Source organism: Chitinophaga japonensis (assembly GCF_007830125.1).
Classification (GTDB): Bacteria; Bacteroidota; Bacteroidia; order Chitinophagales; family Chitinophagaceae; genus Chitinophaga; species Chitinophaga japonensis.
Genome location: NZ_VLLG01000003.1, coordinates 1,531,466 through 1,549,379, shown reverse-complemented (window position 1 = coordinate 1,549,379; position 17,914 = coordinate 1,531,466). Strand labels below are relative to the sequence as shown.

Below are 17,914 nucleotides of genomic sequence, written 5' to 3'. Positions count from 1 at the left end.
GACGCTTGCAGCAATACCGCTACAAGCACGGCAACATGTATTGGTATAAAAATGCAATTATTTACTCGCTGGATGTCAGGACCTTCAAGGACAGCAATGGCGACGGCACCGGCGACCTTACGGGGCTGATGCAATGCCTGGACTACCTGGCCGGCCTGGGTATCAACTGCCTCTGGATACTGCCCTTCTATCCTTCTCCCGGCAAGGACGGGGGTTACGACATCACGGATCATTATGATGTGGATGAAAAGCTGGGCACCCTGCAGGAATTTATCCTGCTGGTAGACAAGGCAAAGGAGCTGGGCATCCGGATACTGGTAGACCTGGTGGTGAACCATACCTCGGACCAGCATCCCTGGTTCCGGGAAGCGCGCCGGGACCCGAACAGCAAGTACCGCAAGTATTACATATGGGCCAGGGAAAAACCGGAAAATGACAGCCCGGACCCTATCTTCAAAGGCGTACAGGACAGCAACTGGGCCTACGATGAAACGGCCGGCGAATGGTACTACCATACCTTTTATGATTTCCAGCCGGACCTCAACGTGTCCAACCCCGCCGTACAGGAAGAGATCAGGAACGTGGTCCGTTTCTGGCTGGAGCTGGGCGTGCACGGTTTCCGCATAGACGCCGTACCGCATATGCTGCGGCAAAAAGGAACGGAGCAATTCGATGGCGACCCGCATGACTTCCTGAGGGAACTGCGGAAATTTGCCGTAACGCGCGATCCCGATGTGGTGCTGATGGGCGAAGCCGACACCAAACCTTATAACTACAAGGACTTTTTCGGTAACGGCGACCAGTTGCACATGCTGCTGAACTTTTACCTGAATAACTACCTCTTCCTGGCCCTGGCCAGGCAAAGCGCAGAACCGCTGACCCACTCCCTGAAAATACTGCCGCATGTAAATACCGTGGAACAGTTTGCCAACTTTATCCGGAACCATGATGAGCTGGACCTGGAGCGTCTTACGGCAGAAGAGCGGGAACTGGTAATGAAGCAGTTTGCCCCGGAGGATGATATGCGTATTTACGGGCGCGGTATCCGCAGGCGGCTACCCCCTATGCTGCACAATGACAGCAGGCGGATAAAGCTGGCCTACAGCCTGCTGTTCTCCCTACCGGGCACGCCTGTACTCCGTTACGGGGAAGAGATCGGCATGGGCGACCTGCTTTCACAAAAGGAGCGCTACAGCGTGCGCACGGTGATGCAATGGGCCCATACGGCCAATGGCGGCTTTTCCTCCGCTCCTGCAGACCAGTTGGTGCAACCTGCCATCAGCAGCGGGGAATACAGCTTCGAGAAAGTAAACGTCTACGAACAGGCCCACCAGCCGGCCTCCCTTTTGAACACCATTTCCATCATGATCAATACCCGCAAGGCATACCCCGCCTTTGGCTGGGGCTGGTACGATATTGTTGAAACGGATCACCCGGGCGTGCTGGCGCATATATCCCGGCAAGGCACCAGCATTGCCATTACCCTGCATAATTTTACGGAACAGGAATGCAGCGTAACGCTGGACCTGCCGGAAGGTGACGGCAGGTGCATTACAGAAATATTATCCGATCATCCCTATGAAACATTCGACGGCCAGTGGGACCATATCCGTATAGGTCCCTACGGCTATCGCTGGCTGTACCGCTGGCCGCTGCCGCCGGTGGAAGGTGTCGCGCACTAACCGTTTTCCAGGCGTATCAGCACCCCTTCATCCCCGTCCAGGCTAATGGTGCTGCTCACGGCACTGCCTTCCATTTCAGGCGTAGTGGCTATTTCCACCTTCCCTTTAAAGGAAAAGCCCGGCGGCCGGAAGTAGCAGGGGCGGTGCGTAAGGTTCAGCACCACCAGGAAAGAGGCCTGCCCTTCCTGCTGCCGCATAAAGGACAGCACCTGTGTATCCGAATATACAGGGATGTACTTCCCCTCCATGAGCGCCGGCTCCTGGCTGCGCAGGCGTATCATGCGCCAGTACAGGGAGAGCATGGAGTAAGGATCTTCTTTCTGGGCGCGCACATTCACCCGGCTGTAGGCCTTATCCAGCCGCAGCCATGGTTTGCCTTCCGTAAAGCCGGCGTTTTCACTGTTATCCCACTGCATGGGGGTGCGGGCAGGGTCGCGGCTCAGGTTCTTGTCCGGCATGTTCAGCCCTTGCGGGTCCTGCACTTCTTCAAACGGGATGGCCACATCGCGCATGCCTATCTCGTCGCCGTAATAAATGGTGGGCGTGCCGCGCAGCGTGAGCAGCAGCATGGCCGCCACCCGGGCCTGCAACAGGCTCACCCGGCTGGCAATGCGCGTTTTGTCGTGGTTGCTCAGCACCCAGTTGGGCCAGCCCTGCGCGGGCAAAGCGCCTTCATACTGGTCTATGGCTGCGGATAATTGCGTGGCGTCCCAGGGCAGCATCAGCAACTGGAAGTTGAAAGGCAGGTGCGCCCCCTGGTTGTCTGTACCATAATAGGCCACCAGTTGCTGGATAGGCAGGTAGATCTCCCCGATCATTACCCGTTCCCTGTCAAACTCTTCCAGCACACCGCGCATCCGGCGCACAATCTCGTGCACCTCCGGCTGGTCGGTTGAATAAATGGGCAACAGTTGCTGGTAGGTGCCCATGTATGGCTGGTAATCCGGGTTGGGCGGGTTGTCGCGCAACTGGGCATCCTTGATCATGTGCCACATGACATCCACCCGGAAACCGTCCACTCCTTTTGCCAGCCAGTACCGCATCACGTCAAACATGGCCGCCTGCACCCCGGGGTTTCGCCAGTTCAGGTCGGGCTGCTCTTTCAGGAAAGCGTGGTAATAATACTGCTGCGTGTGCTCATCCCATTCCCAGGCGCTGCCGCCAAATACGCTCAGCCAGTTGTTGGGCAGGGAGCCATCCGGCCGGGCGTCCTGCCAGATGTACCAGTCCCGTTTCGGGTTGTCGCGGGAAGAGCGCGACTCCAGGAACCAGGGATGCATGCCGGATGTATGATTGGGCACCAGGTCCAGGATCAGCTTCATGCCCCGGTCATGCACCGCCTGCAACAGCGCATCAAAATCTTCCATGGAACCGAACAAGGGGTGAATATCCGTATAGTCGCTGATGTCATAACCGAAATCCGCCATCGGCGAAGGGTATATGGGCGAGATCCAGACGGCATTCACGCCCAGCCATTCCAGGTAGTCCAGCCGCCGGTGAATGCCTTTCAGATCGCCAATGCCGTCGCCGTCGCTGTCCTGGAAAGACCGCGGGTACACCTGGTACAGGATACCGGTCTGCCACCATTTACTGTTGTTATTGCTCATAACGGATATTGCTTTACGTGCAGGATACTGCGCACAACATTTCTGCCAAAGTTCCCGCCCGCTGCCGCGTACAGGACAGTATGGGTTGCGCTGTACTATCATTTTGGTTATTTTACCGCCGGATACGCTTATACAGCTATTATTCCACAGATCATCAATCGTTTATACAGCATGAAAATATCCAGCCGGCATTTCCGTTATGCAGTTTTCCTTACGCTCAGCCTGTTTTTATCCGTTTCCTGTATCTATGCGCAGAAGCCCTGCCAGCCGGCCGGCCTGTTATGTGAATACCTGGCCAACCCGCTGGGCATTGACGCCCCCCGGCCGCGCCTGAGCTGGCGCCTGGCAGACGAACGGCCCGGCGCCCGGCAAACCGCTTACCGGCTATACGTATCTACCGACTCCGCCGCCGTGGAAAAGGGCGATATGTGGGCCTCTCCGCGCATCAGCAGCAACGACTGCCGGGCCGTATATGCGGGGAAGCCCCTGCAGCCCTTTACCCGCTACTTCTGGAAAGTAGTCGTATGGGACAAGGACGGGAAGCCCTGCCCAGCCCCGGAAACAGCCAGGTTTGAGACGGGCATGATGGGCATGCGCCACTGGAAAGGCGCCTGGATCAGCGATACCCGCAACACCGCGCTGCAGCCTGCCGCACTTTTCAGAAGGGTATTTGAAACCGGCAAAAAGGTAAGGTCCGCCAGGGCTTACATTGCCGTAGCGGGCCTGTATGAGCTGTATGTGAACGGAAACCGCATCGGCAACCATCGCCTGGACCCGATGTACACCCGTTTTGACCGGCGTACGCTGTATGTAACTTATGATGTAACAGCACAGCTCCGTAACGGCCGGAACGCCGTTGGCGTAATGCTGGGCAATGGCTGGTACAATCACCAGTCCACCGCCGTATGGTATTTTCATGAAGCGCCCTGGCGGGGCAGGCCCGCATTCTGCATGGACCTCCGCATAACCTACGAGGACGGCAGCGTGGAGACCATCAGCACCGGCAAGGAATGGAAAACATCCCAGGGGCCGGTGATCTTTAACAGCATCTATACCGCGGAGCATTATGATGCACGGCGTGAGCAGCCCGGCTGGCATACGCCTGCATTTGCCGATACCGCCTGGAAGGACGTGATCTACCGCTCCGCCCCTTCGCAACACATTGTAGCGCAGGCCCTGCATCCCATTGAGCACGTAACAACCGTACCGGCCAGGACCATACGAAGAATAAATGACACCACCTATGTATTTGACCTGGGCCGCAATATTGCAGGCGTAAGCCGCATCACGGCCAGCGGACCAGCCGGTACAGTGCTGCGCCTGAAACACGGCGAGCAGCTCCGTGCAGACGGCCGCGTGGACCAGTCCAACATAGATGTGCATTACCGTCCTACGGACGACAGCGATCCTTTCCAGACAGATATATTCATCCTGTCGGGCAAAGGCGCTGAAACTTTCATGCCCCGCTTCAACTACAAGGGCTTTCAATACGTGGAAGTAACCAGCAGCCGGCCGCTAACGCTGGGTAAAGAAAGCCTGACGGCGTACTTCATGCACAGCAATGTGCCGCCGGTGGGCCATATCAGCACGTCCAACCCGGTTATCAATAAAATATGGGAAGCCACCAATAACGCCTACCTCTCTAACCTGTTCGGCTATCCCACGGACTGTCCGCAAAGGGAAAAGAACGGCTGGACCGGCGATGCGCATATCGCCATAGAGACCGGGCTGTATAACTTTGACGGCATCACGATCTATGAAAAATGGCTGGCCGACCACCGGGACGAACAGCAGCCCAACGGCGTGCTCCCCGCCATCATTCCCACCAGTGGCTGGGGATATGAATGGGCCAACGGTCCGGACTGGACCAGCACCATTGCCATCATCCCCTGGAACATTTACCTCTTTTACGGCGATACCACGCTGCTGGCGGATTGCTATGACAATATCAAACGTTACGTAGACCACATCACGGAGCTAAGCCCCGGGGGCCTCACCACCTGGGGGCTGGGCGACTGGGTGCCGGTGAAATCCGTGTCTCCCGTGGAGCTCACTTCTTCTGTTTACTACTACGTGGATGCGCTGATCCTTTCCAAAGCCGCCGGCATACTGGGCCATGCGCAGGATCAGCAGCAGTACGCCGCACTGGCGGAAAAGATCCGCAGCGCCGTTAACGCCAAATACCTGGACACCGCCACCGGCATCTACGGCAAAGGACTGCAAACGGAGCTGAGCGTGCCGCTGTACTGGGGGCTGGTGCCGGAAGGGTTAAAAAGCAAGGTGGCCGCCAACCTGGCCAAACGGGTGGAGCAGGACAATTTTCACCTGGACGTGGGGCTGCTGGGCACCAAAGCTATCCTGGGCGCATTGAGCCAGAACGGCTATGCAGATGCCGCTTACCGGCTGGCCAGCCAGGAAACCTTCCCTTCCTGGGGATGGTGGATCGTGAACGGGGCCACCACCCTTTACGAGAACTGGCCCATTGACGCCAAGTCCGACATTTCCCGCAACCACATTATGTTCGGGCAGATCGGCGCCTGGCTGTACAAAGGCATCGGCGGCATCCTGCCGGATGAAAAGGCGCCCGGCTTCCGGCACATCCTGCTGGAACCCCATTTTGTGAAAGGACTGGAGCATTTTGAGGCCACGCATAACGGCCCTTATGGCAACATCGTTTCCGCCTGGAAGCGCGCCGGCAATGCCGTGGTGTACACCGCCACCATACCGGCCAATACCACAGCTACCATCCGCCTGGAAGTACCGGCAGGGCAAAAGGTGCATACCACGGCAGGTGGCAGCGGTGACACCTACACGGTAACAGCCGGGCAGTACCGCTTTGAGATAAAATAGCCGGCTGGCTGTATATTTTACGTTACATTTGGGTAAGACACGCTTAACTTACCCCTTATACGTATTGTCATGAAACGGTTCATCTCAATAATGTCCTTATGCCTTTGCTGTGCCGCAGCCAGCGCCCAGACCAGCAATCCCCGCTACGACAAGGCGCTGGCCGATTCCCTGGGGGCGGACGAGTACGGCATGAAAATGTATGTGCTGGTCATGCTGAAAACAGGGCCAAAAGAAATTAACAATAAAGACACGCTGCGCAGCCTGTTCCGCGGACATATGGCCAATATCCAGCGACTGGCGGACGAAGGAAAACTGGTGGTGGCCGGCCCTTTGGGAAAGAACGAACGCAGTTATCGCGGCATTTTCATTTTTGACGTAAAAACCATCGCAGCGGCCAGTGATTTGCTGCGCACGGACCCCGCAATAGCAGCCGGCCTGCTGGACGCAGAGCTGTTTGAATGGTACGGCTCCGCCGCGCTGCCGGTATACCTGGAAGTGCATGAAAAGATAGAAAAGATGCAACCTTAGATATTTTTTAATACCTTCGCGCTCGGAATGAACAACACATTTACATCTTCAGCGGTTACTCCACCATGATGAGCAGCACCTGCACTGCTTAACAACGCTGCCGGCGGCAGCGTGCATTCCCTATTCATTTCAGTTTACGCACATACTTGTTTCTTTTTATAAACCATCATGAACATGAAGGCTTACTTTAACTTATTTGACTTTAAACAAAAGGTAAATTACAAAAACGAGATCTTATCCGGCCTTACCGTGGCCCTGGCGCTGATACCGGAGGCGGTGGCCTTTGCGCTCATTGCCGGCCTTTCCCCCCTTACCGGCCTGTACGCCGCTTTTACCATGGGATTGGTAACGGCTGTTTTCGGCGGCCGGCCAGGCATGATCTCCGGCGCTACGGGAGCAGTAGCGGTTGTGATCGTAGCGCTTGCCAAGTCCCACGGACCGGAGTATATTTTTGCAGCCGTGCTGCTGGCAGGCATCTTACAGGTAGCAGCCGGCCTGCTGCGCCTCGGTAAATTCATCCGCCTGGTGCCCCATCCCGTGATGTTCGGTTTTGTGAACGGGCTGGCTATTATCATCTTTATGTCGCAACTGGTGCAGTTCAAAACAAAAGATGCCGCCGGCAACCTGCACTGGATGAGCGGCACGCCGCTATACGTGATGCTGGGACTGGTATTGCTCACCATGCTGATCATCTGGGGCTTGCCCAGGCTTACACGGACTATCCCCTCCTCACTAACCGCCATCCTGGTGATCTCCGCTATCGTGATCGGTTTTAACGTTGATACCGGCACCGTGGGCGATCTTGCCTCCATCAAAGGTGGCTTTCCACCCTTCCATATCCCGGATGTGCCGTTTACGTTAGACACGCTGAAAACCATCTTTCCCTATTCCCTGGTAATAGCCGGCGTAGGCCTCACCGAAAGCCTGCTTACCCTTAACCTGATCGATGAAATTACCGGCACCCGCGGCCGTGGCAATAAGGAAGCAGCGGCGCAGGGCGCGGCCAACATCGTGACGGGCCTGTTCTCCGGCATGGGCGGCTGCGCCATGATCGGGCAAAGCCTGATCAATATCTCCTCCGGCGCCCGCGCGCGCCTGTCCGGCATTATAGCCGCCGTGATGCTGCTGGTGTTCATCATGTTCGGCTCCTCGCTGATAGAGAAAGTGCCCATGGCGGCGCTCACCGGCGTGATGATCATGGTGGCGATCGGCACCTTTGAATGGGCCAGCATCCGCATGATCGGTAAAATGCCCCTGCACGATATTTTTGTAGGCATACTGGTGGCGGCCATTACGGTGCTCATGCACAACCTGGCCCTGGCCGTGCTGATCGGCGTGATCATATCCGCGCTGGTATTTGCCTGGGAAAGCGCCAAACGCATTCGCGCCAAAAAGTACGTGGACGAGCAGGGCGTAAAACATTACGAGATATATGGCCCGCTGTTCTTCGGGGCCATTGCCGCCTTCAATGAAAAGTTCGACGTGCAGAACGATCCAGCGGAAGTGATCATCGATTTCAGGGACAGCCGCATTATGGACATGTCAGGCATTGAAGCCCTGAGCCGCCTGACAGAGCGATACAAGCAGGCGGGCAAAAAACTGCATCTCCGCCATCTCAGCGAAGACTGCAAACTGCTGCTGAAGAACGCAGATTCCATTATTGAGGTGAATGTGCTGGAAGATCCGCATTACCGCGTGGCGGTAGACAAGGTATAAGATAGCAGGCGCTGCCATCAGCAACCGCAGGTCAAGTAATTTGTGAGATTATAAGCAGAATCCTTAAATTGGTTACTATTAACCTTCAGCATCTTCGTAGCTTATGAATTCACGTCGCGATTTTCTGCAAAAACTGGCCGCCTCTGCCATGGCCCTGCCACTCCTGCCTTTGCAAAACCTGGCCGGCAGCGCCGAATATGCAAACTTTTACAACACTCCCTACGACGGGCCGGTACTGCGTGTAGCCATTATGGGGCTGGGCAGCTACGGCACGCGCGTAGCCAAAGCCATGCAGGACTGCAAGCGGGCCAGGCTCACCGGCGTGATCAGCGGCACCCCGTCCAAGATCAAAGCCTGGCAGGCCCGGTACAACATTCCTGAAAAGAACTGCTATAACTACGAGAACTTCGACCAGGTAAAAGATAATCCTGATATTGACGCCATATACGTGATCACGCCTAACGGCCTCCACCACGACCAGGTGATACGGGTGGCCAAAGCAGGCAAGCACGCCATCTGCGAAAAGCCCATGGCGGTGAATGCAAAGGAAGGGCAGGAAATGGTGGACGCCTGCAACCAGGCCGGCGTAAAGCTGCTGGTAGGCTACCGCATGCACTTTGAGCCCAAAACGCTGGAAGTGATCCGTATGCGCAAAGCCGGGGAGTTTGGCAAGATCCTGTTCTTCCAGGGGCAATGCGGCTTTACTATCGGCGATCCCACGCAGTGGCGTTTGAACAGGGAACTGGCCGGCGGCGGCGCACTGATGGACATCGGCATTTATGCCATTAACGGCGCCCGTTATATGACCGGCGAAGAACCCGTATGGATCACCGCCCAGGAAACCAAAACCAACCCGGAAAAGTTTAAGGAAGGCGTAGATGAAACTATCCAGTTCCAGATGGGCTTTCCCAGCGGGGCCGTGGCTTCCTGCCTTTCTACCTACAACATGAGCCACCTGGACCGCTTTTTCCTGAACGGTGAAAAAGGCTTTGCCGAAATGCAACCCTCTACCGGTTACGGGCCTATTAAAGGCCGCACGCATAAAGGAGAGCTAACGCAGCCGCATATTACCCACCAGACCCTCCAGATGGATGAAATGGCCGGCATTATCCTGGACGGCAAGCAGCCTGTAGTGGACGTGAGCGGCGAAGAAGGCGTCCGGGACCTGAAGATCATCGACGCCATCTACGAGGCCTGCAGGACCGGGGATAAGCAACAACTGTCATAACCCTACGCAGCAGGAAGTATTCCCAACTGCCGCAATACTTTTTTTGTAATGATCATCCGGCATTTGTTAAAGTCGCGGTTCACCGTAGTGCGGTCTTTTATAATGCGGGTGGCAAAGAAATACACATTGTCTTTCGTTTCCACGTAGCCTACCCACCACCCGGTGTCCTTTCCACCTTCCATAGTCCAGCCGGTTTTGGCGCGGATGGTATATCCTTCCTGCTGCTCTGCTATCATTAGCTGCTTCAGGGTGGCATAGGCTTTCTTCGAGAAGAAGGGATAGCGCTCTTCATAGATACCTACCAGCACCTCCAACTGGTTGGCGGGCGACACTGCAAAAGGGCCGTAGTTCCAGAAGTCCGGGTCAGCTATGGACAGGTCTACATTACCATAATGCAACCGCGTAAGATAGTCCCGGTAGCGCTCCCGTCCCACTTTCCTGGCCAGTTCCCGGTACACCCAGCCGGCGGAGCGTTTAAAGGCCTCCGCCATATCCATATCGTGGTAGATGTCCGGCCGGAAGCCGTACTTCACCGTGTCTGTACTGCCCGGCCATGGCACAATCTCGTGCTCGTCGGCCACCACGCCGGTTTCCAGCACGATCAGGGTATTCACGATCTTGAAGGTGGAGGCGGGCAGCGTAGGATACTGGCTGTCCCGGATATCATTGGTGATCCATTTTTTTTCGTTGTAATCATAAACGGTGATGCTTCCCTTCATATGGCACTCCTCGAAAGGCTGGTTCAGGGAGGCCCGGGTTTGCGCCTTTACGGCGAATGCGGTACATGCAAGTACAAGAATTAACAGTACAGATCTCATTATCTATGATTTCGTTACTTTGGCCGCTTTGCCGAGGCCTATTTTATAATCGTCCGGCGTACCGGTGATCTTCAGGTGCATGAAACGTATCTTCTTATCCTTGTCACGGTATTCTATCGCATCTACCTGGTCGGGGTCCACTTCTTCCTGCTTTTTACCGAAGAGCATGCGGAAGCCCACCTGGGTCACCATTTTCATGGGAATGCGCAGGTAGTATTCCATCTGTGTGTTCAGGGATTGTTTGCCGGATATTTCGATAAAGCCCAGGGATGAATTGATGTTCATATTCGGGATGGTCAGCTCGCCGTTGCGGAACGTGAGCTTGTTGCGCAGGGTGTCAAAGCGCACCATGTTCAGGTTCTTGTCCTTGAAGTACGATGCCATGGCCTGCATGGGCGCAAAGTTCACCAGCGCGCCGTTGTGGATGTCCACATCCAGCCGGGCGGCCGTGTGCTCTATCTGCGGGGTCAGGTCGGGATGCACCCGCATATAGCCCCTGATCTGCCCGTTCAGCCGGCCTTTGATATTCTTGTTGATCACGTAGTCCTGGCCCAGGTAATCCAGCTTCAGCATCATCTTTTCTATGTTCACATCCTCCACGTTGATACGGCTGGTCAGGTATATCTTCTCCGGGTTGCTGCCGTTGAAATGCGCGTGGGCGGCTATCCTGCCCTCGGCCACGCCCATTGTGAGCGTATCCAGGTACAGGTGCTGGTTGGACAGCATGCGCGCTTTGGTGGATACATCTTTGAGCCAGAGGCGGTGATATTTCACCCGGCCGATGTTCACGGTGGCATTGAAATCAATAAAGGGTATTTCAAAGATATTGAACGCTTTGGCATGTTTGGAGGTCTTCGCTACTGCGGCGTTGGCGGCGGGCATATTGGAAATGGCCGGCGCCGTATCCTGCGCGGCCGTGAGGCGGTAATTCGTGAGCTGGTCCACGTCCAGGAAGCGGGAGTTGAAACGCAGGTAGTTCTCCCGTTTCCGGTATACGCTGTCATCCCCGGCGTAGATCCGCATGCTGATGTCAAAATCGCTGCGCCCGATCTTTCCCCGGAGCGTATCCAGCCGGATGAACTTGTTGGGACTGAACATCATGCCGCCGCTGATATTTTCCAGCCGGAGCGCATGCTTTTCCAGCTCACCGGAAATATTGGCGATCCTGACCTTCGCAAACCGGAAAGTAGAATCATAGCGCAGGTCAATTTTGGAACGCAGCCAGATGTTGGAGCCTATTTCTTCATGGTAATCCTTTGGTACATGCCTGCTGCTGATGCGCCCCAGCAAGTCCTTCATAGCCAGCCTTTGGGACTTAAAGTCAAAGGCTACCTGGGTTTTGCCCCGCATCACCTTGTCAAACCACAGCGCATAGTTGATCACGCGGCCGCTGAAACGCAGGTCGCTGCTGTCTATCCTGCCGGCAAAATTGCGCAGGCGCAGCACCGTATCCGCAATTGTCAGCTCCGCCCCAAAATCATGAAAAGCATGCGGGTAATGCTTGAAGGCGGCGTTCAGGCGTTCCAGCCGGAACTGGCCCCTGGGCAGCGGATCGGGGTGCAGTATTTCCTGTACGGATGTCTGCAATGACATGCCGATGTTAAAGCCGTAGATCTCTTCCTTTGCCCGCCGGCTTTTAGCCGTGTCAAACGCCAGCAGCTCCTTCATCACCATTTTGTTGCTGCGCGCGCTGAAGGTCAGGCGCACCGGTTTTTGCTGCTGGTGGAAAATGGCCGGCAGGTCGCTGAGCGATCCTTTCATCTGGAAATCGGACTGGCCGATGTAAAAGGACAGGGTATCCAGGTTCACAAAACCGTTGCGCATGTCCGCATGCAGGTTCAGGCGCTCTATCATGTACGGGTAGGAAGGAATGCGGAAGGTAAGCCCGCGCACCGTCAGCTCGCTCTGTATGCCCTTTGTAAGCTTGCCCATGGACTGCTCCGGCACGCTCACGTCCACCAGCTCCTTAAAGTCCATTTTCAGGCTCACATGGCCCGTAATGCGCTGCAGGTCCTTTATACCCAGGAAAGCGCCGATGAAGCCCAGCTCCAGCTCGGAGTTCAGTTGCATCAGTATTTTCGGGTCCGTGAAATCGCGCATCACGAAATTGCCCTGGAAAATGCCTTTGTCCGGCCGGGCGTACATGTTCAGCAGGCGCAGCTCCGAGGTTTTGAGGGAATGCTCCGCCCCGTTGGTATAATATCCTTTGAAGGCCAGGGAGTCCAGTTTTTTATCCGCTTCGGTATTATGCAGCCAGGCATTGGCGCAGGAAAAGTTCAGCGTGATGAGCGGGAGCTGACCGTCCTTCAGCGGGCCTTTCACCGTACCGTCAAAAGTAAGGTGACCGTTATAACGGAAATGTTCCAGCTCTTTGGCCACGTTTTCCGGTGCAAAGGCAAACAGTTGCCTGAAATCCGGCTTATCGCCTTTGATCTTGAAATCCACCGTGTTATCATGCGCCAGGTCCGCCTTCCCGGTAATGTTGAAAACAGCATCTTCCAGTTGCAGGCTGCCCACGGGCAACTGCAGCATCCGGGTAGGTTTGTCGTATGACAGCCTGATATCCGCGGCCAGGTGCTTATGGCGGAACAGGGTGGTGTCGCCGGGGCGGGTGTAGTCCACCAGCATCTTCCCCTGCAGGTCCGCGTAAATATGCACGCTGTCTACCCGGAAGGAGGATTTGATCTTGTCAATATCCGCGGCCACGCGGTGCCCGCTCTGCTGGTCCAGGTAAGCAATGCGCATATTCCTCAGCACCACTTTCTTCACATCCAGGTCCAGCTCCGTAGCCGTAGTATCGGCTACCGCGGCGGTATCGGTATCCATGCGGCTGGCCTCCACGATATTCAGCCGGCCGTGACGGTCCTGCACCAGGTCCAGGTGGCCGTTCTTCAGGAAGATCACTTTTACATGGTATTTCTGCTGCAATATGTCCGGCAGGCTAAAGCCAACGTACATACGCTCCGCTTCGTATATGGGCTGGCCGGTTTTGCGCTTGCTCCGGTAGAACTGCACGTTCTGCAGGCGGATGGAAATGTAGGGAAAGTTCTGGAAGGGGGAAATATTGCTGCCGCCAACCACCAGTTCCCCGGCCAACTGCTTATTCAGCTCCTTTACTGCCAGCGCTACCAGGCGGCGCTGCTGGGAATACAGGATGGTGGCTGCTATACCGATCAGGACCAAAAGGGCAACAACAGGTATCAGGATAAACCGGAACAGTATTTTCCTAGTTCTTTGTGTCATGGATAGAGGATTTAACCGCGCGACTGTTTTCGCGCGCGAAGATACAACACTGCGAAAAAAGCTGTTCGTTAAAAAAGACCGGCAGGCCGGATTACCCGACAAAAAATATCGCCTCCGCTGGTTGTTAAAACGAACCTTCCGGGCAATTTATTGGTTTATAATATGTTAAAACCGGGATTCCGGCATAGCAGAGCCTGATGTGGCTGGAATGACTTTTGGAGTGGCATAGTGATATGATTCCAGCGGAACAACAAAACAGTGAAGCGCACCGGTTCTACAGAGAAGCGCTGCTGCTGTTACACGAAAGCGGTGCAAAGTTCATGTTAGGCGGCGCTTTTGCCCTTTTCCACTATACGGGTATTTACCGCGACACCAAGGACCTGGATGTTTTTTGTGAGCCGGGCGAATATCCCAGAATACTCAAATACTTTGCTGCAAAAGGTTTCCGTACCGAATTAACGGATACACGCTGGCTGGCGAAAGTATTTAAAGGGGAATATTATATAGACATCATCTTTGCAGCGGTCAATAATATCTTCCGCGTGGACGAAAGCTGGTATGCACACGCGCACGATGCGGAATTTGTGGGAGTAAAGATCAGGGTGCTTGCGCCGGAAGACCTGGTATGGTGCAAGATCTATGTGCAGAACCGGGAACGGTTTGACGGTGCGGACGTGAACCACATCATCCTCCGCCAGCGGCAGTTTGACTGGAAATGGCTGCTGTTCCGGCTGGAGCATCACTGGCACCTACTGCTGGCCCAGTTGCTGGTATTCCAGTTCGTATACCCGGCGGATTACCGGGAGATCATTCCCCGCTGGCTCTTTGATGAGCTGATGCACCGGGCCTATGAGCAGTACGAGCTGCCCCCTTCCGTAGAGGCGGTGTGCCGCGGCCCGCTGATAGACCAGACCCAGTACGAGACAGACGTAAAAGAATGGAACTATAAATCTTACACTATTAAAACCGTATAAGGCTTATGGCATCACCATCCCGCAAAACACGCATCGCCGCCATTGGGGATATTCATACCCAGGAGGGGGACAAAGGAAAATGGACCGCCCTTTTCGAGGAGATATCAAAGCAGGCGGATGTATTGCTGATATGCGGCGATCTTACCGATACCGGCGATGAAACCGAAGCCCAGGTGCTGGTGGAGGAGCTGAAAGCCTGCACCATCCCGGTTGTGGCCGTACTGGGCAATCATGACCACGAAAAGGGACGCCACAAGCTGATCCGGCAGATCATGCAGCAGCATCACCACCTGCATGTGCTGGACGGGGAGGCCGTGGTAGTGGCGAATGTGGGCTTTGCCGGCGTAAAGGGCTTTGGCGGCGGGTTTGACAACCATATGGTATCCATGTTCGGGGAAGGCGCCATGAAAGCCTTTGTGCAGGAGGTGGTGGACGAAACGCTGCACCTGGACCGCGCGCTGGCCCGCCTGGACCAGGAGCACGCAGACATTAAAAAGATCGCTGTCATGCACTATTCACCGGTAAAGGCCACCGTTGCAGGCGAATCGGAGGAGATCTACCCTTTCCTCGGCTCCTCCAGGCTGGCGGAGCCGCTGAGCAGGCGCGGCGTAGTGGCGGCCTTTCACGGGCATGCACATATGGGCACGCTGGAAGGCAACGCGCCCGGCGGCGTAAAAGTGTACAACGTATCCAGGCCGGTACTGGTAAAAGCCGGGTATAAATCCCCTTTCTTTTTGTTTGAAGTGTAGCCGGCATCTAAAATACACCCTCTAAAACTGGCTGTGTATGTTCGGAAACAAGCGATTCATCATCAACAGGCCTGTTTTTTTCACCGCCGTGTTGCTGATATTTACCAGCATGTTGCTCTGCCTGCTGTACCGGCAATCGGTGGACGAGTGGTTTTCCCGCACCCGCTATTTTATCACGGAGCACCTGGGATGGTTCCTGATACTTACCGTCAATTTTGTGCTCATCTTTTGCCTGTCACTGGCCTTTGGCCGGTTTGGCCACATCCGGCTGGGCGGGGAACAGGCGGAGCCGGAGTTCAGCACTGTGTCCTGGTTCGCCATGTTGTTCAGCGCCGGTATGGGTATAGGGCTGATGTTCTTCGGCGTTGCGGAGCCGGTCTCTCATTTCTCCATGCCGCCCCGCCCCGTGGGCAGCGATGTAGCGGCCGTGCGGCAGGCCATGGATTTTACGTTCCTGCACTGGGGGCTGCATGCCTGGGCCATTTATGCGCTGGTAGGGCTGGCGCTGGCTTTTTTCTCCTTCAATAAAAAACTGCCGCTTACCTTCCGTTCCCTGTTCTACCCCTTCCTGGGGGAGCGCATTCACGGGTGGTGGGGGCATAGCATTGACATATTATCCGTGCTGGCTACCCTGTTCGGCCTGTCTACCTCCCTGGGCGTGGGCGTGCAGCAGATGAATGCCGGCATGAGCTTCCTGTTTGGCTGGCCCTTGTCCACCTCCGTACAGTCCATCCTGATCCTGGTGGTTACCTCTATTGCCACCATTTCCGTCGTTTCCGGGCTGGACAAAGGCGTGAAGATACTGAGCAACGCCAATATGATCATGGCCTTTACGCTGATGCTGTTTGTCTTTATCTGCGGGCCCAGCACCTACCTGCTGAAGAGCTTTATCCAGAATACCGGCTCTTACCTGGCGGATTTTATACAGATCAGCACCTGGAATGACGCTTTCCGGCAAACGGGGTGGCAGAATACCTGGACGGTGTTCTACTGGGCCTGGTGGATAGCCTGGTCGCCTTTTGTGGGCAGCTTCATTGCCCGTATCTCCATGGGGCGCACCATCAGGGAGTTTATACTGGGCGTGCTCATTGTACCGGCATTGCTCACCTTTCTGTGGATGACGATATACGGCAGCACGGCGCTTTCGTTTATCCTGAAGGGAGATAATACCCTGGTAACGGCCGTAAACGACAACATTTCCACGGCGCTGTTCGTGTTCCTGCAACAGTTGCCGCTCACTGCCCTGCTGTCCATGCTGGCTATCATACTGGTATCTTTCTTTTTTATCACCTCCTCGGATTCCGGCTCCCTGGTGATCGACAACATCACTTCCGGCAGCGCGCCCAGGACGCCGGCCATCCAGCGCGTGTTCTGGGCATTCCTGCAGGGCGCGGTAGCCATTATCCTGCTGCTGGGCGGCGGGCTGCAGGCATTGCAGACGGCCGTGATCATTACCGGGCTACCCTTTGCCGCCATCATCCTGCTCATGTGCTACAGCCTCTGGCAGGGACTGAAGGAGGAGCTGGCCGCCATGCACAAAAAGCAACGGCAGAAACAGCAGAAAAATTACCGTGATACCATCGTGGACCTGATTGACGAACAAAAGAAAACCTGATTAACATGTCCGCTACGCATATTCACCGGAGGCAGCACGTACTGGTAGGACTGGACCTGTCTGAAATGGACCAGGCGCTGATCCGCTACACCGGCCTGCTGGAGCAGTGGCTGCCGCCTGCGCACATCACCTTCCTGCACAACATCAAGCTGGGACAGTTGCCCCCGGAGCTGAAAACGCCTGCGCGCCTGGCACAGATCACGCAGACGCTGGAACAGAAGCTGCAGGAGCAGATCACCGCTATACACGCACCGGCCTGCCCGTACAAGGTGATGGTAACGGTAGACGAATTTTCTGAGCTGGCCTTTACCCGGGAAGTGAAAAGAAAGGAAGCCGGCCTGGTGATACTGGGCAACAAGCAATACCTGGAAGGCAGCGGGGGCCTGAACCAGAAACTGCTGCGCATGCTGCCGGCAGCGGTGCTGCTGGTGCCGGAAACCTTCAGGGGCCGGCCTTTGCAGGTGGTGCAGGCCATCGATTTCTCAAAATACACCCCGGTGATCCTGCAATGGGGCCGCGCCATGGAAGCCTTCCCGCCGCCGGAAGGCGCGCTGCGCTTCCATCCCGTATATGTATCCAAAATGAGCTATCATTTTTTCCCGCTGCTCTCCGACGGGGAGATCGCAGACTCCCTGAAACAGGATGAAGCCGCCCGGCGTAAAAAATGGGCGGCGCATTTCCCCGGGTACCCGCCGCTGCAGATCATATCCGTACATGAAAAGAGCATCGCCACCGCCCTGCTGGAATATGCCGGCGGCATCAGCGCCGACATGGTCATTATGGGCGTAAAAGGCGCTACCTCGCTCACCAACCTGTTCATGGGCAGCGTGGCCAATGAAATGGTGCAGCGGGAAACCAGCGTGTGCCTGCTGATGGTGGGCAGCGCGTAACCATAGTCCCAAGC

Annotated in this window: 12 protein-coding genes; 9 read left to right on the top strand and 3 right to left on the bottom strand. The window is 55.7% G+C overall.

The window, feature by feature from the left end:
* The first annotated feature begins 35 nt into the window (after positions 1-35).
* Positions 36-1,682 carry an alpha-amylase family protein gene (locus LX66_RS15300; protein ID WP_145714991.1) on the top strand — a complete coding sequence of 549 codons (1,647 nt, stop codon included), beginning with the start codon at positions 36-38 and terminating at the stop codon, positions 1,680-1,682.
* Here the strand turns inward: LX66_RS15300 and LX66_RS15295 are convergent.
* The gene (locus LX66_RS15295) at positions 1,679-3,289 is read right to left on the bottom strand and encodes an alpha-amylase family glycosyl hydrolase (protein ID WP_145714989.1); all 1,611 of its coding nucleotides are present in this window, start codon (positions 3,287-3,289) and stop codon (positions 1,679-1,681) included. The two genes, LX66_RS15300 and LX66_RS15295, sit on opposite strands and share 4 nt — an antisense overlap.
* A gap of 171 nt (positions 3,290-3,460) precedes the next feature.
* Between LX66_RS15295 and LX66_RS15290 the strand changes: the two genes are divergently transcribed.
* The 4 genes from LX66_RS15290 to LX66_RS15275 all read left to right on the top strand — a co-directional run bounded on the left by LX66_RS15290 (position 3,461) and on the right by LX66_RS15275 (position 9,611).
* Positions 3,461-6,139: an alpha-L-rhamnosidase gene (locus tag LX66_RS15290; protein ID WP_145714987.1), complete on the top strand. Its 2,679-nt coding sequence runs from the start codon at positions 3,461-3,463 to the stop codon at positions 6,137-6,139.
* Between the two features lie 69 nt (positions 6,140-6,208).
* The gene (locus LX66_RS15285) at positions 6,209-6,667 is read left to right on the top strand and encodes a YciI family protein (protein ID WP_145714985.1); all 459 of its coding nucleotides are present in this window, start codon (positions 6,209-6,211) and stop codon (positions 6,665-6,667) included.
* Positions 6,668-6,841: 174 nt separating this feature from the next.
* A complete protein-coding gene (locus tag LX66_RS15280) occupies positions 6,842-8,383 on the top strand; it encodes a SulP family inorganic anion transporter (protein ID WP_145714983.1) in 1,542 nt (513 codons plus the stop codon).
* Between the two features lie 103 nt (positions 8,384-8,486).
* Complete coding sequence (locus LX66_RS15275) at positions 8,487-9,611, top strand: Gfo/Idh/MocA family protein (RefSeq protein ID WP_145714981.1); 1,125 nt, start codon at positions 8,487-8,489, stop codon at positions 9,609-9,611.
* 2 nt (positions 9,612-9,613) lie between these two features.
* On the opposite strand, the gene LX66_RS15270 is transcribed toward LX66_RS15275, so the two are convergent.
* A complete protein-coding gene (locus tag LX66_RS15270) occupies positions 9,614-10,429 on the bottom strand; it encodes a penicillin-binding transpeptidase domain-containing protein (protein ID WP_145714979.1) in 816 nt (271 codons plus the stop codon).
* Positions 10,430-10,432: 3 nt separating this feature from the next.
* Positions 10,433-13,672 carry an AsmA family protein gene (locus tag LX66_RS15265; RefSeq protein WP_145714977.1) on the bottom strand — a complete coding sequence of 1,080 codons (3,240 nt, stop codon included), beginning with the start codon at positions 13,670-13,672 and terminating at the stop codon, positions 10,433-10,435.
* A 233-nt stretch (positions 13,673-13,905) separates the two neighbouring features.
* Here LX66_RS15265 and LX66_RS15260 point away from each other — a divergent pair, with 233 nt between their 5' ends.
* From LX66_RS15260 to LX66_RS15245, 4 genes are read left to right on the top strand one after another with little or no spacing between them, the layout of a single operon-like run.
* Positions 13,906-14,646, top strand: a complete 741-nt coding sequence (locus LX66_RS15260) for a nucleotidyltransferase (RefSeq protein ID WP_145714975.1) — start codon at positions 13,906-13,908, stop codon at positions 14,644-14,646.
* Positions 14,647-14,651: 5 nt separating this feature from the next.
* A complete protein-coding gene (locus tag LX66_RS15255) occupies positions 14,652-15,395 on the top strand; it encodes a metallophosphoesterase family protein (protein WP_145714973.1) in 744 nt (247 codons plus the stop codon).
* A gap of 37 nt (positions 15,396-15,432) precedes the next feature.
* A complete protein-coding gene (locus LX66_RS15250; protein ID WP_145714971.1) occupies positions 15,433-17,010 on the top strand; it encodes a BCCT family transporter in 1,578 nt (525 codons plus the stop codon).
* A 5-nt stretch (positions 17,011-17,015) separates the two neighbouring features.
* On the top strand, positions 17,016-17,900 hold the full coding sequence (locus tag LX66_RS15245) for a universal stress protein (protein WP_145714969.1): 885 nt from the start codon (positions 17,016-17,018) through the stop codon (positions 17,898-17,900).
* Positions 17,901-17,914 lie beyond the last annotated feature (14 nt).

Bases quoted from the DNA above. Each gene is read 5' to 3' on its own strand.
- LX66_RS15290 (WP_145714987.1), top strand. From the start codon at position 3,461: ATGAAAATATCCAGCCGGCATTTCCGTTATGCAGTTTTCCTTACGCTC.
- LX66_RS15270 (WP_145714979.1), bottom strand. From the start codon at position 10,429: ATGAGATCTGTACTGTTAATTCTTGTACTTGCATGTACCGCATTCGCC.
- LX66_RS15275 (WP_145714981.1), top strand. From the start codon at position 8,487: ATGAATTCACGTCGCGATTTTCTGCAAAAACTGGCCGCCTCTGCCATG.
- LX66_RS15260 (WP_145714975.1), top strand. From the start codon at position 13,906: ATGATTCCAGCGGAACAACAAAACAGTGAAGCGCACCGGTTCTACAGA.
- LX66_RS15295 (WP_145714989.1), bottom strand. From the start codon at position 3,289: ATGAGCAATAACAACAGTAAATGGTGGCAGACCGGTATCCTGTACCAG.
- LX66_RS15265 (WP_145714977.1), bottom strand. From the start codon at position 13,672: ATGACACAAAGAACTAGGAAAATACTGTTCCGGTTTATCCTGATACCT.
- LX66_RS15300 (WP_145714991.1), top strand. From the start codon at position 36: ATGTATTGGTATAAAAATGCAATTATTTACTCGCTGGATGTCAGGACC.
- LX66_RS15255 (WP_145714973.1), top strand. From the start codon at position 14,652: ATGGCATCACCATCCCGCAAAACACGCATCGCCGCCATTGGGGATATT.
- LX66_RS15250 (WP_145714971.1), top strand. From the start codon at position 15,433: ATGTTCGGAAACAAGCGATTCATCATCAACAGGCCTGTTTTTTTCACC.
- LX66_RS15280 (WP_145714983.1), top strand. From the start codon at position 6,842: ATGAAGGCTTACTTTAACTTATTTGACTTTAAACAAAAGGTAAATTAC.
- LX66_RS15285 (WP_145714985.1), top strand. From the start codon at position 6,209: ATGAAACGGTTCATCTCAATAATGTCCTTATGCCTTTGCTGTGCCGCA.
- LX66_RS15245 (WP_145714969.1), top strand. From the start codon at position 17,016: ATGTCCGCTACGCATATTCACCGGAGGCAGCACGTACTGGTAGGACTG.